Source organism: Streptomyces sp. NBC_01268 (assembly GCF_036240795.1).
GTDB lineage: Bacteria > Actinomycetota > Actinomycetes > Streptomycetales > Streptomycetaceae > Streptomyces.
The window spans coordinates 6,325,368-6,342,255 of sequence record NZ_CP108454.1 but is presented as its reverse complement, the minus strand read 5'-3'; the positions used below and the strand labels follow the sequence as shown (position 1 = coordinate 6,342,255).

Below are 16,888 nucleotides of genomic sequence, written 5' to 3'. Positions count from 1 at the left end.
ATTGTCGACTTCGAGTCGGCGCAAGTCCACTGGCGTCACGGACGCCCGCCTTCTCCCGCAAGAGTTCGGCCACCGCTTGGCCGAAACTATGCAACTTGCCTGTTGGGAAGCAGAGTTGCCGTGCCGTTCGGGGCCGTTCCTCGACCGGCGCGGGTAGCATTTCTCCCCTCCGTCGCTCGACAGGCACACGCACCACGGGGGTCACGACGCAGTGATGGTTCCGAACGAGACGTCCGTGGTAGCCAGGGACGTCGAACTCTTCCTGTCCGGCCGGGGACGCAATGCGGAGGGGGTCTACTCGCCCGCGGTCCTCAGGAGCGTGGCACCGTTCGCGGTGCTCCTGCACCGGCGGGTCACGCTGCTCTCCTCGGCTCCCGCTCCCGCCACCGCCCGGGTGGCGGGCCCCGACCCGCACGCCCTGCTGCTGCCCCGCCTGTGCCAGAGCGCCACGGCGGTGGGCGAGCACGCCCTCGCCGAACTGCTGGACTGGGCGGCGATCTCCTGGTCCGGGCGGACGACCCTGCGCTACTTCTACGCGGGGCGCGCGCTGCCCGAGCCCCTGCGCCAGAGCCTCCAGGAGGCACTGGACACGCGCGGCGCCGTCATGCGCCGCGTCACCGGCAGCCTCGTCCTGCGCGACCGGGCCGAACACCTCCGCGCGGAGGCGAACCGGCTCGCGGCCGTCGACCAGACCTTCACCCGGTCGCTGTTCGTGAAGCCGGTGGAAGCCGTGCTGCACGACCTGAGCCGGGGCGTGACCGACGACCACGGCCTGCTCGCGCACCCGGTGGAAACCCTCCTGGCACGCGCCAACGCGGAGCGCCACGGCAACCTCGCGCCCGTCCCCACCAACGGCAAGCGCTGGCCTGTGCTCGTGAAGAACACGACGGAGGTCCGCGAGCTGGTGCGGGGCCTGCTGGAAGTGGCGGCCGAACACGCCTGGGACGGACCGGAGCTGCCCGCCCCGCCGCTCGACGCCCTGGACCCCGGCCTCGTACCCGTCGTGGAGGCTCTGCTGTTCGCCTCGCCCGACCTGGACGCGCCGCGTACCGGTGAGGACGGGAGCTGGGTCACCGAGGTGGCCGCCGAGGCGCTGTCCCTCGCGGCGCCCGAGCACCGGCACATGCTCGCCCTCTGCGCGCGCGGTGCCGGCGTGCCGGCCGAGTCGACCCGGCTCGGACTGGAGCCGATCGACCGGATCCGCACCCGGGCGCAGGAGCTGTTCAGGGCCCTGGCCCGGGACCCCGACGGCCAGGGCGAGGACCTGCGCAGTCTCATCATGCAGTCGCTGGACCGCGGGGACCTGCCCGAGGCCCGCGACGGCCTCGACATGCTGGAGGAGTACGCGAGCCGTACGGCGGTCGAGACCCGGGCCGCCGCCGTGCGGGAGGCCTTGACCGGCATCGCGGACGAGCACACGAAGGAGGCGGTACGGCTCCACCTCAGCACCGTCGAGCTGCACCTGGAACGGGACGACGTGGCAGCCGCCGAGAGCTACGTGACGGAGGCCGAAGCGGCCCTGCCCCCCGCATCCCGGTCCGCGGACGACGCGACGTCCGAGGAACCGCCCGTACGCGTCGCCGTACCGGTCCGGACCGGCGGGGACCTCGTGGCCGTCGTGCCACCGCCCGGCGTGACGGGGACCGCCCTCGACGAAGGGCTCCTGGAGCGCATCCTGGCGGCGGTGAGGGCACCGGACCACCAGGCCCCCGACCGGCGCCGACTGGAGCAGGACGTCCGGACGCTCGGCCGGACCGGCGTCCTCGACGACGTGGTCAGCATGGCCCGCGACCTGATGCTCGTCGCGCCGGACCTGGCCCTCGCCCTGACCGAACCGGCACTCGAACGGTCCCGCCCGGTGCTGCGTCCGCTGCTCTGGCAGCTGCAGCTCGACGCCCTGCGGGCGCTCGGCGAGTCCGCACGCGCCGACCAGGTCTTCGCCCTGGGACACCCCCCGCTCCCGCCGGAGGACCTGACCGTCGGCGAACCGGTCACGGGCGCCCATCTGCTGCTGCCGCGGGTCCGCCCGTTCCAGCAGGTCGCCGACCCGGCCGAGGCCGTACCGGCGGAGACCGCACCCCGCTCGCCGGCGGAGGAGGCGCAGCTGTACGCGCGCTCCCTGGGAGTGGGCAACACGTCGTCGCTCGGCTTCGCCATCGGCTGGACGGTCGAGGCCGGGACGCCGGCGGAGGGACTGCGCCTGTACGGACGGTTCGGACCGCGCCAGTACCTGAACGCGGCCGCGGCCTGGAACGTGGCGGTCGCCTACGCCCAGACCGGCCACGCCCGGTCCGCCCTCGACTCCCTGGTCGTCTTCCAGGAGATCCTCTCCGGGCGGATGGAACCGTCGCAGCGGCGGGGGATGGAACAGTTCCTCTTCCTCCACGGAGCCCGGCCGGCGCCCCCGGCGCCGCTCTCCTTCGTACCGGGGCAGTTCCCCGCGCAGCCGGAGGAGGAGGCCAAGCGCCTGCACGCGGCGGGCCGGGTGGAGGAGGCGAGAGCGAGCCTGGACCGGCTCCTGACGACGAATCCGCGGTCACCCGGAGCCTTCCTGCTGCTGCGGATCCACCGGGAGCAGCGCGACCTCGCGGCGGCCCGCAGGGCCGTCGACCTCATCGAGACGGCCGGTGCCGCGACCTGGCGCCACCACCTGGAGCTCGCCCGCAACGCCCTGGACGCCGGCGACCTCGTGCTGGCACGGCAACGGCTCGACCGGGCACAGGGGATGGGCGCCGCGGTCAGCTGGACCGCCCCGCTCCTCAACGGGGTGCTCAGGGCCTCCGCCGCACAGAGCCGGGTCCAGGGCCCCGGGCCGGTACCGGTACCGGGCCCGTCACGGGTCCCGGAGGCCCCGGCCACGAGCGGGGCACAGCCCTTCCTCGGCAGCGACGACCCCGAGCAGTGGCGGCAGCACATCTCCGGCCAGCTGTACTCCCTGGGCCTGCCCGCCATGCTCGAATCGCCCGAGTGGACCTCGCGGCGCGAACCGGCCGTCGTGGGCATGCTGACCTCGCAGCTCCGGACCCAGCGGGTCGCGGTGCCGGGCGGCCCGACCCTCGAGCGTCTGATCAGTCTGGTCAACCAGTACCGCGACTCGTTCCTCAACCGCGACCTGGCGCTCTGGCTGATGAACAACGGCGACCATCGGGCCGCGGTGCGGGTGCTGCAGGACGCGGTGGCGTGGACGCCGCCCGACCGCCTCCCGCGGGTGATCTTCCTCCGGGACGAGGCGGTCCGCAGAGGCGGCCTCCCGGTCGAGGACTTCGATCCGCCCTCGCCCCCCTCCGGCGTCACCGGTCCGAAGCAGGCCCCGGACCTGTCGTTCGTCCCCCTGGTCCACCTGCAGGCGATCAGCGGACCACAGGCCGGCACCCCTTCCATCCTCGAAGCCCAGCGGCTGCCCCGGGACACCGCCCCCTCCGTCGTGGCGGACGCCTGGGTGCGTGCCGTGCACGACGGACAGTCCCTGGCCCTGGGGAACGCGCTCGGCACCCTGGCGCGCGCGGGCCGCTTCGACGAGGCGGTCGCGCTCCACCACGGCCTGTCCACCGTGTACTGGCTGGGCGCCGCCGCCGCCTGGAACCTCGGCTGCGTCTACGCGGGAGCCGGTCACCTGGACGAGGCCGCCGCCTGCTTCCTGTACCACGCCCGGATCTCCACCCGGCAGTACACCGAGGGCCAACTGCACGCGGTCACCGCACTGTTCTCCTCCCTGGGGCGGCCCGTACCCACCCCCGCGGGCCTCAAGCCCGCGTTGACCAGGAACGGAAACCCGCCCGCCGCGCCGACCGGCCTTCCCGTGGCCATGACCCACATCGCCGGCGACACCCCCGCGGGCCTGGCGGCCCGGCGGATCGCCGAGTTCCTCAGCGCGCCGGCCAACCACAGGTTCTACATCGCCGGCACCGCGGTGCGGAAGGCGATGCAGGCCGGACCGCAGACGGACGTCAGCAACCATGTGGCCACGATGCAGAACCTGTTCTCCGCCCTGCCCCGCCCCACGTCGAAGGCGGCCGCCGAGCTGGCGGCCGTCATGGAGGCCGGCGGCCAGCGCCAGGAGGCCTGGGACCTGCTCGTGAAGTGGATCGACGCCACGGGCGCGGAGGCCGCGCTGCTCGCGCCGGTGGTACGGATCTCCCGCGACCTCGACCGCGAACGGCAGCTGCGCGAGCTGCTCGAACGCCACCACAGGCCGGACGCCGGCTACGAACTGAACCTCAACCTGGCCAAACTGGCTCAGCGACAGGGGGACCGGCGGGCCCTGCTCAAGTACGCCGACCTCGCGCTCCGGCGCAATCCGGTGTCCGTGGAGGCGGCGGTCATGCGCGAGAGCGTCGTCGACCGGCAGCAGCCCCTGACGCCCGACAAACGGGAGATCCTGCGGAAGGTCAAGGACCCGCGGGTGTCGGAGCCCGAGGCGGTCCAGCTCCTGGTGCACGAGTACGCGAGCGACGTCAAAGCACTGCAGAGCAAGGCGCTGACCTGGTTCCAGCCCGAGATCGACTGGCGGGTCCTGGCCCGGGAGGTCCCCGCCGAGCTCAGGGCGGAGGCGGAACCCGCGTTCCAGGCCGCCGCGGCCCGGGACTGGGAGCGTGCGGCGAACCTGTTCCGCGAGCTGCTCACGGAACGGGCCCCCAGGAGCATCGCGCTCGTGAGGGCCACCGTGGTGTGCCTGCTCCAGAGCCGTCTGCACGAGGAGGCGGAGGTGGTGGCCGGAGTCGTCGGACACCTCCCGGACGGTGTCCGGCTGCAGGTGCAGATCGCCGCGCACCGCGGGGCGTACGGGCACGCGCACAAACTGCTCGCGCTCTTCCGGACGGTCCGCGACGGATCGGTGGACGAGGCACTCGCCCAGGCCGGCCTCATGGCGCACCTCGCGACGCCGCGCCGCCCCTCCACGGCGGCGGGCCTCCTGCTCAACTTCGCGCGGCTCCGCCCGCCCGGCACCTCGGACCTGCCCCTGGCCCTCGCCGTCGGACTCGCCCATCGCAACCGCAAGCAGGACCAGAGGCCGATGCGGCAAGCGCTCCGGGAACTGCGCCGGCCCGAGGCCGGCCCGGACCAGCTGGTCACCTGGGCGATCCAGCAGGACACGCCCGAGAGCCTGCACAAGACGAACCTCCTCCCGCTCGGCCGGGCGCTGCTGGAGCGCGTGGTCCAGTCCCTGGAAGAGGACCAGGAGCGCCTGTTGCGCTTCGTCGGTGCCCATCTGATGCTCCGGGCCTCCGACCAGGGCTCGACGGCCCGCGAGGAGCGCCAGTACTGCGCGGAGGTGCTCGGACGGCACGGGCTCGTGCGCGACGCCTACGCGGAGTGGCGCGCGCTGGCGGAGGAGGCTCCCGGGCAGGCGGAGCAGCTGCGGGTCCTCGGTGAGCTGAGGGCGTTCTCCGACGGGCTGCGGTTCGCCGAGGGCTACCGGCACGCCGTCGTCAACCTGCTCAGGCTCGGCGTCGAGGTGGGCGAGGAGGCGATGGTCTACGCCGACACCCTGTCGTCGGAGGAGGAGCCTTCGTCCCTGCCGCCGGAGACGGAGGAGTTGGTCTCCCGGGCGGCCGCCGGGACGCACCCGCCGCTCTCCGCGGGGCTGGCGGCGGCCGCCGCGGCGCTGAAGGCGGAGGCCGGACCCCGGGACGCCGAATCCCTGGAGCGACTGGGGACCCTGTGGACCGGCATCGCGGTCCGCCTGGAGGTGGAGGACGCAGTGTCCCTCCTGGCCGGCAGCGCGCTGCGCGACTCGGCCGCCGCGACCCTGCGTGTCGAGTCGGACATGAGGCTGCAGGCGCTGCTGGCGAGGAACCTCATCTCGGCGAAGCTGAGGGAAGCGGCCACCCGGCTCTCCGACGCCCTGAACGCCGCGTGGGAGGAGGTGGCCCGCACCCACCTGAGGAAGAAGAGCGAGCGGGACGGACGCCTCCTCGAACTGAAGCTGCTCCGGGTCACCCGGATCGGCACCGGCCCCGTGGAGGCCAAGGTCGAGATCACCGCGCTCCGGTCGATGTCGCAGATCACGGTGATCGTCGAAGGCGCCGGCCCCGACGCCACCGTCCGCCTCAACCGGCTGGAGGCCGACTCCAAGGCGACCCTGCTCTTCGTCCTCCCCGGCGAACACGAAGAGGTGACGGTCACCGCGTCCGGGGTGATGGCCCAGGGACCGCAGCCGTCCAAGACCGCGAGCCGGGCCGTGAGCCACTCCCCCTCGGGCAGGAGGCTGATGGCGCACTTCAAGCCCAGCGACCGGGTGGACCCGGCGATGTTCGTCGGCCGCACCAAGGAACTCGAGGACCTGTCCCGGCACTACGAGAAGGCCTCGCGCAGCCACGGCGGCGCCCTGTTCATCACGGGCTCCCGGCAGGCCGGGAAGACCTCCATCGCGTACCAGCTCAGCGAGGTCCGCTCCGCCGGCACCCAGGAGTTGCGGCCCCCGGACAAGTGGCGGATCCCCCGGGTCTTCCCGGTCTACCTCAACGCCGAGATGACCGAGCACTCCGACTGCCCCCTCATGACCGACATCGCCAAGGCGGTCGGTCTCGCGGTGGCCCGGGCCTTCGACGACCGGGCGCCCGCGATCGGCATGCCCGAGGGCAGCAGCCCGCTGGACTTCCTCAGCTGGTGGCGCCACACGCGCCGACAGCTGTGGCCCACGGAGACGGTCGGACTGCTGCTGATCATCGACGAGTTCCAGCACCTGCTGCGGCGGCTGAAGGACGCCGGCGACCTGGATCCCGTACTGAGCCAGCTGCGCGGGCTCAAGAACGAGGGGCTGGCCCTGCTGTTCTGCGGCGCGGCGACCACCCAGGGAATCCGCGACCTGCTCGAAGGCACCCGCTTCCAGCAGGACTTCACCACCCCGTACATCATCGGCCCGCTCGACAACGACGCCACGCGACAGGCGTTCCACCTGGGGTTCCTGGAGCCCGTGCAGGTGATGGACGAGGCCGCCGAGCGGGTGTGGGAGCTCACCCAAGGCCACCCCCAGCACATCCACATGCTCGGCAGCCGGGTCCTGGACCTGCTGCACGAACGGCAACGGACCCACGTCAGCGCGGAACTGGTCGACGAGGCGTTCACCTCGGTCGTCAAGGACGACGACGCCGTCATCGGACTCCTCGACCCGTACGGCGAGGGGGGCCGGGAGCACGCCCTGTCGCTGCTGTACGAGATCGCGGGCCTCATCGAGGACGACGCGGACGTGACGGCCGTGCGCGCCTCGCTGGCCACCGCGAAGGGCAGGGACCTGGACGGGCTCCACGACTTCGGGATCCTCGTGAAGCGCCAGGGCCAGTGGGCGTGGGTCAACCAGATCGTGCGCGCCTGGCTGGAGTTGCGCAGGCCGCGGAACGCGGAACGCCGCAGCCTCGGCTGGGAGGCCGACGAGCAGCTGCTGAGGGACGGCGGGTACGTCGTCGAGCGACGCCTCGACGAACCGGGCCGCCCGAAGAGGCTCCTGCTCGCCCACCCGGACCGCAGCGGGCAGCTGGTGGCCCAGCACCACCCGGGTCACGGTCCACGGCTGGACCGCCTCCACCGGATCTTCTCGGACTCCGTCCAGCACGTCGAAGGCGTGCCCGAGATCTTCCCCCGCTCCGGGGAGTGGCTGCTGTTCCGCGCCGTGAACGGCGTCAGCCTCCAGGACAAGCTGGACGCGAAGCTCGCCGGCACGCTCGACATCGGCCCCGCCGAAGCCACCCGGTGGATCGTCGACGCGTGCGACACCCTCTACCGGATGCGGGACGCGAGGGGGCTCACGCACGGGGACATCCGGCCCGAGAACCTCGTCCTGCACGGCGTCGACGAGAGCGAACTCTTCGTCCTGGGCTGGGGATCCGGCCGGGACCTCGACGGCGACGAGCCCCTGCTGCCTCCCGGGCCCTCCGACTACCGCTCCCCGCAGGTCCTGAAGGGCATGCCGCCGGGCCTGACCGAGGCCGACGACGCCTTCGCCCTCTCGGCGATCCTCTACCGCCTGCTGCACCCGACGGGGGCGCTGCCCTACGGCGACGAGGAGTCGCTCGAAGGCGGACCCGCCCTGCTCCCCGACGACGGCCCCCTGAGCACCACCGTGATGCGGGGCGTCTTCCTGCGCCCCGCCAACCGCTTCCAGAGCCCGATGGAGCTCCGGGCCGCCCTGAGCGCCGCCGTCCCCGAGCTACGCCCGGTGACCGGCCCGCCCGACCACTCCCCCGCCGGGGACGCCGCGGCCCTCCGCTCCCTCCTCAGCCGCTTCTCCGACGAACTCGACCGTCTCCGAGCCCATCTCACCGCCGCCCAGACCGAGGACGTCGACACCGACCACCACACCTTCACCCGCGCCCTCCAGACCCTCCCGGCGGACCCCGCCCGCGCCGCGCGCTTCGCCCGACGCCTGAGGGACACGCTGGAGAGCGCGGGACCGGCGTCCGCCGCGGCGGTGGCGGCGGTGGACGCGATCCTGGGAGCCATGGAGGCCTGAGGAAAGGCCGAGAAGGGCCGGCGGGGCGGGCTCACCGGCCCGCCCCGCGCAAGCGCAGCGGACCCACCGCCGCGCCTCCCGCACGCCGGGCACGACCGAGTCGGCCGAAGCAGGGACAGCGCGCCCTCGGCCCTCACCCCGGGGCGTCCGGCGGCCGGTGCGACCGGCCCGGAGACGGGCCGGTACGCTGCGTTCCGGCCGCGCATAGCGCCCCGGGAACCATCCCGCCCCTGCCCCCTACCCCCCTCCCCGCACACCCCCTCCGAAGGCCCGCCATGGTCGCCGCTCTCCGCATCCCGCACGGCGTCCAGCCGTGGGCGGGCGGGCTGCGCGCGGCGCGGGCGGGACTGCTGGCGGCGCTGTGCGTACTACTGCCGGCCGGCGGGCACGCCCTGCTGCAAGGACACACCGCACGCCCGCTGGTCCTGACCCTGGTGACCGCGCTCGCGCTGTCCCTGAACCTCGCCCTCACCCGACGGCGTCTCGCCGACGCCCAGCTGCTCACGGCGTTCGTCGGCGCGCAGGTCGCGTACCACCTCTGCTACGTGCTCCCGGAGGCGTGCCCGGCACTGACCGCCGCGCGGGGAGGCGCCGCACACCTGACGGGCCTGGCCGAACACGCACCCGCGGGTCCGGGCCCCTCCCTACTGCTGGTCGGCCACGCCGTCACACTCCTGCTCGCCGCACGCCTGCTGGGCACGACGGAGTCGCTGCTCCTGCGGGCGCGGCCGGTCGCCGAGTCCGCCCGACGGATCGTGCGCGCCCTGCCACCCCTGCTGGGCGCCGCCCCGGCGGTGCACCATCCCGTACGCCACCCGACTGGCGACGCGGCCCCGCTGCGACCTGCGTCCCTCGCGCACCCGCGCCCCGGTCGCGCCCCGCCCTCCGGCGCCCCGCTCCCCCCGAACCCGTTCCGGCCACCGGCCGTGACCGGCTTCCGCTTGGCGGTCTGACCCGCCAACGCACGATGCACGACGTACGCGTACGTCGTGCGAGGTACGACGTACGACGCGACTGCCGCAGGCGGGCGCCGTGACACCGTGCGGACGGTCACCTCACAACCGGGAACCAGCAGAGAGATCCCACACCATGCGCATCAAGAATCCGCGCGCCGCCCGTACGGCAGTGCGCTCCCTTCTCCTCCCCACGGCCGTCGCCGCTCTGCTGACGGTCGCCGCTCCGCCGGCCGCCGCCCACACGGACCTGGACGGTTCCGACCCGGCGAACGGTGCGCTCCTCGTCGCCGCCCCCGCCACGATCACGCTCACGTTCAGCGACCCGATGGAGCGGAAGCAAGCCCACCTCTCCGTCACCGGCCCGGACGGCACCGCCCTGGGCGACGGGGCTCCGGCCGTGGCGGGCCGCGAGGTCACGCTGAAGCTCAAGCCGACGCAGGCCGCGGGCCGCTACACGGTGGGCTACCGGGCCGTATCGGCCGACGGCCACACCGTGACGGGGACGTCGACGTTCACGATCCGCCCGGCCACCCCCCGGAAGCCGCTTGCTTCCACCCCTCGCACAACCGCCCCCTCCCCGTCCCCCACGTCATCCCTCTCCCGTTCGGCGGTGGCCTCCGGGGAGCGCGCGGTCACCAGCCTCAAGGCCGTCGGGATCGGCTTCGGCATCGGACTGGTCGGGCTGATCGCGGCGATGACCGTCACGGTGCGCCGCCAGAGGAGGAACGCGGACGACAGCGGCCGATGACCGCAAGGGCACCCACCAACCCCAGGTCGGGCGTCCTTCTTCACCGGCTCCAGAATCGCCACGCACTCCACGTGGTACGTCATCGGGAACGCATCAGCAGCAAACATGTCGCAGGACTCAAGATCGATGTGGACCCGTTGCCTGCCATGAGGTCTGGGGCTGGTCGCAGTGAACAGCCCTAGACCTCACCAGTAGCGCTCAAGTACTCCCCGGCGCTGGAGCTCCTGCACGTGCTCCGCCGCTCGCGCCGGTGCGGAGCCTCCAGTGATAAGCACGCCTGCCTCTATATTGCGGTCGACTCCCGAGAGGGTGAAGTTCGCGCTCGTCGTCAGGAGCGTGCGGCGGTCGGCCACCGCCAGTTTCGCGTGGGTCTTGGCCCCTCTCTCGGCTCTGCGGCCTGGAGGCCAGTGCCAAAGGCGGATCCCGGTCACGTCGGCGAATGCCGTCGCGGGCTCCACTCCCGTGAGGGCGTTGCCCGCGCCTTGCAGGGTCTCGACTACGACATCGACGACGACACCCCGGGCGATCGCAGCCCGAAGGGCTTCCTCCAGCGGCGCGTAGCGTCTTGCCGAGTAAGTCATCAGGGTCAGCTCGGCTCTCGCCTCCGTGACGAGCTGAAGCAGCACCCGGGCTGTCGATCTCACCGGAACGCGATGGGTCGACGGCCCGCTCCACACCAGGGAGACGTCTTGTTCCAGCGCTCTGAGTTCGTATCCGTCGGCGAGACCGTGCAGGTATGCGGCTGCCTCCAGCGGTGACGCCCCGTCGGTCGCCGCGGCGTCCAGGACCGTGGCCGCTGCCTCCATGTAGCCCGTCGAGGCACGGGCCGTCAGCAGCTCTGCCCGGGGGCGGCCCGACGCCATGGCGTCGGCCAGCGTCCTGAGTGCCTCGACACCTATCGCGACCAGCGCTTGCGAAGCTGCCGAGTGCAGAGCCGCCGTTTTCACTTGAGGCCCTGGAGAAGAACGAGTTCCGGGTCGTCGATGGGGACGACGAATCGACGGTCCAAGAACCGGTTGCCTCGTTCACATGTCGTTTCAGAGACGAAGAGGCAGACGTGGCAGGCCGCGCCGTGCAGGAAGTCCTCGTGCGGGGGGCGCGGCAGCCGGTCGGCACAGAGCGGGTCGGAGGAACAGCGCTGGGCGTCCCTGAGCGCGCGCTGGACGATCCGTACGAACTTCTCCGGCTCGGCGAGCGACACCAGGCCGCCCAGTGTTCCCTCCGCGTCCGGAACCGCCGTGTAGATGAGGATGCCGGTACGGCGGTCGTCCTCACGGCCGGCGTAGATCCGTTCGGACAGGCTCGCCGAGGAGTAGCCGCATTCCAGGGAGATCGCACGGATCAGCAGGTGCGACAAGGTGTGCAGGGCGATGTAGCGGGCCCCGGGCCAACCGCGCAGGGGATCGTCGGCATCCTGCACCCGGCCCGAGTACCGATTGCGGCGGAACTCGACGTAGGCGTCACGATGGGCCGCGAGGGCGGCGGATCCCGCGACACGCTGTTCCCAGTCGGCAACCAGGGAGTCCTCGACACGCAGAAAGATCCCCTCACCACGTACCTCGCTCGCCGGCACCCACGAGGGAACCCGGGCACGGGACAGCGGAGCACGGGCCACGAGGGTCGGATCCTCGGGATCCGGCGCGTCGAGCCGGGTGAACCCTATGAGCGCGCGCACCTCTCGCAGCCGCTCCGCCTGGACCACGTGGGAGAACACTCCGCTCAGGGCCGGAGGGACGGGGACGTCATGGAGCGCGAAGTCCTCGGTCGGTTCAGGCACCTGCGGGCTGGTGAAGATCTCCCACTCGGGAGTCAGGAGGTCGGGGTACGAGGCAGGTTGCGCGGCCGGCGCGTCCTGGGCCCCCGAGCGCTGTGCCTCGATCGCCTCCCAGACCTCGGACTGGCTCCACTGGTGCAGATGGCGGAACTGCTGGAGCCCCCAGAAGGCATTGAGGATCTCGGGAGAGGTCGCTGCCTGGAGGTCCCCCCACAGTTGCTCGACCTTGCCCTGGAGGGCGCTGCCGCTCGTCGGGGGAACGGCGAGCACACTGAGCGTCTGCGCGAACCACTGGTTGGAGGCACCGATGACCAGCGGCTTGGGAGACTGATGGCATCCCTGGGTGGCGAACGTCGCCAGGTGGGGGTGTCGGCCGCGGCAGCGCGGCAGGGTGGACTCGCCGCGCTGCCCCATGGCGTCGCGGATGTTGCGGTCCTTGCCGCAGTTCACACACCGCACCTTGACGTTGGCGGCCTGGTTGCCGCCGTGGTCAAGCATCTCCAGACGGGGATGACTCGCTTTGTCGCACTCGCCTCCCCGGTGCACGAACCAGGTGTAGGGAAAGTCGTCCAGGTGACCGTCGGAGCAGGTCAGGACGAATCGAGCGGCCACCGCGAGCGGGCGCTTGCCCTTGCGCTTGGCCGTGCAGTTCTCGTGGAAGAAGCGGGCGTGGTCGGGACGGCGCGGCTTGGCGTTCTCGAACTTGAAGATCTTCGAATCCAGTCCGCCGAGCGCGTTGCAGGCGGTGCAGCGGAGCCACTGGGGGAACGGGAGAACGGGCACTCCCACTCGGGCGGCGGGGCCGCTGGGGTCGGAGTCCGTCCCGTCCGTCCAAGGGGCCGGCCGCAGCTGGGTGACCTGCGATCCGTTCTGGTCTCCGAGAATTCCGTTGACTGCGCGCAGCAGCCGAGGCTCCTTAAGGTCCGTCCAGTCGAAGGAGTCGTAGTTCCAGTCGTCGATCCCCCGGACGAGCACGGCGAAGTTGGGCAGGTCGACGAGCGCGCCGACACCGCCGGTGTACATCAGGTGGCTGGGGCGCACCGAGCCGACGCGTCGGCGGTACTGGGGCTGGTCCGTCATGCCTGGGCCTTCTTCCCGTGCTGCCCGGCGGCTCCGGATCGGGTGTCCAGGACCGCGCCGGTCTCGTCTCCTTCGGGCGATTCCTCGTACCCGGTGCCGTCCGGTCCGCCGGAGCCGGAGTAGCTCCAGTCCGGTGCTCCGCCGACCACGTCGAACAGGCCGCTGCCCGGCAGAAGCAGATTGATCTCGTTCTCCGTCTCACGCATCGACTGGGCGACCGTGAGTTCGTCCCAGCCGGCGCCCGTAGCCCGGTTGAGCAGTCCGCTGAGCTGCTGCCCCTGCCACTTGGCCTCTTCGTAGCCGAGACGGGCGCTGCCTTGCTTCTTGCGTGCCCAGGCGTCCTTGAGCACCTCGATGCGTTCGGCCAGGTAGCCCCGGGCCCGTGGGCCGCCCACGACGTCCGCCCGGGCCAGGAAGCGCTCGGTGACGCTCTGCGCGATCGCGCCGTCCAGGTCGACGTCGTACGCGTCCTGGTTACGGGAATGGGGGGCGGTCGCGTTGCGCACGGCGGCGATCCAGGCGGCCGCGGTCGTGCGGTCCAGGGAGCGGCGCGCGAACGGGGTCACGGAGAGAGCCTCGACCTGCCGATAGAAGGTGGCGTGGTAGTGGCCGAAGTTCTCGAAGTGTGCCAAGTCCCGTGGCCGGGTCCAGTTGTAGAGCGTGACGACGAGTCCGGGGCGCTTGGCGTCACGGCCCACGCGCGAGGACGCCTGGATGTACTCGGCGGTGTTCTTGGGCTGGCCCACCACCAGCATCAGGCCGAAGCGGGACACGTCCACACCGACCTGGAGCATGGAGGTGGCGAGCACCGCGTCCACGGCCCCGGCCCCCTCGTTGCGGAGGCCCAGTTTCGAGATGTCCAGACGCTGCTTGTGCTGTGCCGCCGCCTTCAGTTCCTCGACGACCGCCTGGCGGCGGATCGTCGTGTCCATCTCTTCGTCGAAACCGATCTCCAGCCGGGCCAGCACCTCCGTGATGTCGCCCGAGGAGATACGGGAGGTGAGCTCCTGGACGGAGAGCATCTCGGTGCGGCGGAGCAGGCGGTTCGAGAGACCCTTGCGGGTGCCGTGGACGCGCACGCGCGTGGAGATGTCGTCGTCCAGGAAGCGCCGCATGCCGGCCAGTTCACGGGTGGCGTTGAAGTAGCCGACAAGCGTCATGTACGGGTCGGCGACGGCTCCGTGCTTGTCGAACAAGGTCTGCCCCGCCAGCAGGAGGATCTCCGCCACCCTGATCTCGGCCTGCTTCATCCTGACGCCGTGGGCGCAGATGCCGAGATAGCGACGGCCCGGAGCCTTCTCCGAGAGCTCGACCTGCTGCGAGAAGAACGTGTCACCGATGTCGATGGCCTGGGGCGGGAAGATCGCCGACTTCCGTGCGAAGACGCCTGTGATCTGCTCCGCCGCTCGTTTGGTGGTCGCCGTGGAGGCGACGATCTTGGGCCCGACGAGCCGAAGGCCGCCGTCCGGGGCGGGCGCGCGCCAGGTGCACAGCTCGTCGACCGCCGCCTCGAAGAGCCCGACCGTCGTGCCCAGCGCGCCCGAGATCAGGTGGAGTTCGTCCTGGATGATCAGGTCCGGCGGGCGCAGCCGGGTCACCTCCGTGCTCTTGACGGCCTCAAGCTTGCCCTTGGCGTGGTGCCGTTCGCCGCACTTCGTGCGGCCGTCGAGATCGGCGTGCCGGTAGCCGTGGCGCGGGCAGAGGTCGGTGACCCTACCGAAGAGCATGCCCGCCGCCCCACGCCACGGCAGCTGCGCGAGCTTGTCCACGGTGGCGATCAGCAGGCTGGGCGCCAGCCGGTAGATCTCCTCGTCCACGGTGAGGATGGGCAGGCCCTCACGGGGCGAGCGGCGCTTCGAGAAAGGGCAGGCGCCCTTGCCCTCGCCGTTGGCGCAGTAGAGGAGGACCCGGCGCAGGTCGTCGTCGGGATGCAGGTCCTCCTGGGCGCTCAGTGCCGTACCGCACCAAGGGCAGGCGAGGGTCTGGAGCACCTTGGCACCCCGCCCGCTGCCCGCCTGCTTCGCCTCGGCAATCTGCTGGGCGGCTTCCTCGTAGCGGTTCGGTGAGACCGCTCCGCCGACCCACAGCCCGATGCGGAAGGGGGTGGCGCCCCACCGGTAGTCGCCCCCGTCGTACGCCTCGCGGCGCAGCACCTCGGCGGCGCAGACCAGCGCGGCGGCGCGCTGGAACTGCTGGGCCGTGAGCAGGCGCAGGGTGTACCGCATCAGGACGGCCACGCCCGCGTCGCCGCTGCGGGCGTCCTCACCGGTGCCGATGATGCCCTGGAGTCTGCGGATGGCGAAGGTGAAGGCGGCGAGTCCCAGGTATGCCTCGGTCTTGCCACCTCCGGTCGGGAAGAACAGGAGGTCGACCAGGGCCGTGGGGGAGGCTTCCCGCTCCGCCGAGGTGGGATTGGCGAGCGCCCTCAGGTTGAGCAGGACGAACGCCAGCTGGAACGGGCGCCAGGACGCGGCTTCCGGCCCCTGCTCGGCGACGCGCTCGCGGGCCGCCTCGAAGCCGAGCCCCTCCCGTTCGCGAAGGGCTGCGATGGCCGTGTGGCGCCGCTGGAGTGCCATGGCCCGGTTGGCGAAGCGGAACGCCTCCAGGACGTCCGGACGGCCGTGGTGCGACAGCAGGTCCACGCCGAGCGCGATGCGGACGGACGCGTCCCGGGCCTGTCGCACGGCGTTCAGGGCGCTGTCCCGAAGCGCTCCGGACAACTGCTCGGCCTCGGACTCGCGCTCGTCGAGCCATGCGCTGTAGCCGTCCGCGAGCGGGGCGAGAGCCTCCCGCAGTGCCGCGGGCGGCAGTTGGGCGAGCTCGTCCATGGAGAGCTCGAGACCGTTCAGATGCGTCGTCTGCCCCCCGGACGGGGCGATCGTGGCCGGTACGTCGTGCGCGGGAAGCCAGGTCGTGGTGAGCGCGCGGGCCCGGCGGCTGCCGTCCCCCTGTACGACGTCCACGGCGACGTTGCGGCCCGCCGCGTGCTTCAGGCGGTCGCGGTAGAGGAGCGTGAGGTGCTGCTCCTCGGGGTCGTCGAGCCCCCAGGTGTCCTCGTCCTGCGACGCCTCGTCGAGAGGGTCGGAGATCGGCAGGAAGACGGCGGAGCCCCCGTCCATGGCCGTGACGTGCAGCTCCGTCTGGAACAGCCAGGCCGTGTCCTTGGCCGCCAAGGGCTCTTCCTGGGCGTTGACCAGGGCGAGCTCCACGACGCGGGTGGGGCCGGCGGGCCCGGGACGGTGCCGGACCTCGGCGAGCAGACGCACTCCGGGCGTCTCCGGGTCCTCGGAGGTCAGCGGCAGCACCTGCCGGGCCGGGCCGTCGAGCCGGACCTCACGGGTCTCCTCGACCTGCTCCCGCGTCCACGTCGACCGCGCGACGCCCTCGTCGTTCATCACCTGGGAACGGTGGTAGCGGCCCCAGCGGGCCCTGACGGAGATCGCGTCCACACCCTCGTCCGCCGGTACAGCGCACATGAGGCCCATCGAGGAGGCCCACATGCGCCCGGCGTTCTGCGTGGTGAGCCGTTCGGGAAGCCCCTGGTCGGTGCCGTCCCCTTCGCCGTCGGAGTCGTCCAGGGTCTGGGTGTCGGCGGCCGTGGGCGAGGTGGTCAGCGCCCGCTTGGGGCCGATCAACCCCACCAGGTAGCGGTCCCTGGGCCCGGCGGCCCGATAGTCGAATTCCTCGTCGGAGCCGCCCCAGGGGCCCAGCAGGTCACGGCTGATGAGTTCGCCCAGCTCCTCCCTGACCTGGTAGGACGTGGCGGGACTGAACGACTGCGACACCTCGCGGACCCGCTGGAGGAGGTCCTGCTCCAGCGATCCGGTCGACACGTCGGCGTTCTTGGTCGGCGGCATCCGCGGCGTCCCCTTCTCGTCCCT

At 72.1% G+C, this 16,888-nt stretch carries 6 protein-coding genes; 3 read left to right on the top strand and 3 right to left on the bottom strand.

Annotation, left to right across the window (positions count from 1 at the left end):
- Window positions 1-235 precede the first annotated feature (235 nt).
- The 3 genes from OG309_RS28515 to OG309_RS28505 all read left to right on the top strand — a co-directional run bounded on the left by OG309_RS28515 (window position 236) and on the right by OG309_RS28505 (window position 10,153).
- Window positions 236-8,449: a hypothetical protein gene (locus OG309_RS28515; protein WP_329425048.1), complete on the top strand. Its 8,214-nt coding sequence runs from the start codon at window positions 236-238 to the stop codon at window positions 8,447-8,449.
- Window positions 8,450-8,724: 275 nt separating this feature from the next.
- Window positions 8,725-9,402 carry a hypothetical protein gene (locus OG309_RS28510; RefSeq protein ID WP_329425047.1) on the top strand — a complete coding sequence of 226 codons (678 nt, stop codon included), beginning with the start codon at window positions 8,725-8,727 and terminating at the stop codon, window positions 9,400-9,402.
- Window positions 9,403-9,538: 136 nt separating this feature from the next.
- Complete coding sequence (locus OG309_RS28505) at window positions 9,539-10,153, top strand: copper resistance CopC family protein (protein ID WP_329425045.1); 615 nt, start codon at window positions 9,539-9,541, stop codon at window positions 10,151-10,153.
- Between the two features lie 185 nt (window positions 10,154-10,338).
- On the opposite strand, the gene drmC is transcribed toward OG309_RS28505, so the two are convergent.
- Genes drmC through drmA form a run of 3 tightly spaced genes read right to left on the bottom strand, consistent with a single transcriptional unit; the run spans window position 10,339 to window position 16,864 of the window.
- Complete coding sequence (gene drmC / locus OG309_RS28500) at window positions 10,339-11,100, bottom strand: DISARM system phospholipase D-like protein DrmC (protein WP_329425043.1); 762 nt, start codon at window positions 11,098-11,100, stop codon at window positions 10,339-10,341.
- On the bottom strand, window positions 11,097-13,007 hold the full coding sequence (locus OG309_RS28495; protein WP_329425042.1) for a DUF1998 domain-containing protein: 1,911 nt from the start codon (window positions 13,005-13,007) through the stop codon (window positions 11,097-11,099). Before OG309_RS28495 ends, drmC begins: the two co-directional genes overlap by 4 nt.
- Window positions 13,004-16,864 carry a DISARM system helicase DrmA gene (gene drmA / locus OG309_RS28490; RefSeq protein ID WP_329425040.1) on the bottom strand — a complete coding sequence of 1,287 codons (3,861 nt, stop codon included), beginning with the start codon at window positions 16,862-16,864 and terminating at the stop codon, window positions 13,004-13,006. The genes OG309_RS28495 and drmA overlap by 4 nt, the downstream gene beginning before the upstream one ends.
- Window positions 16,865-16,888 lie beyond the last annotated feature (24 nt).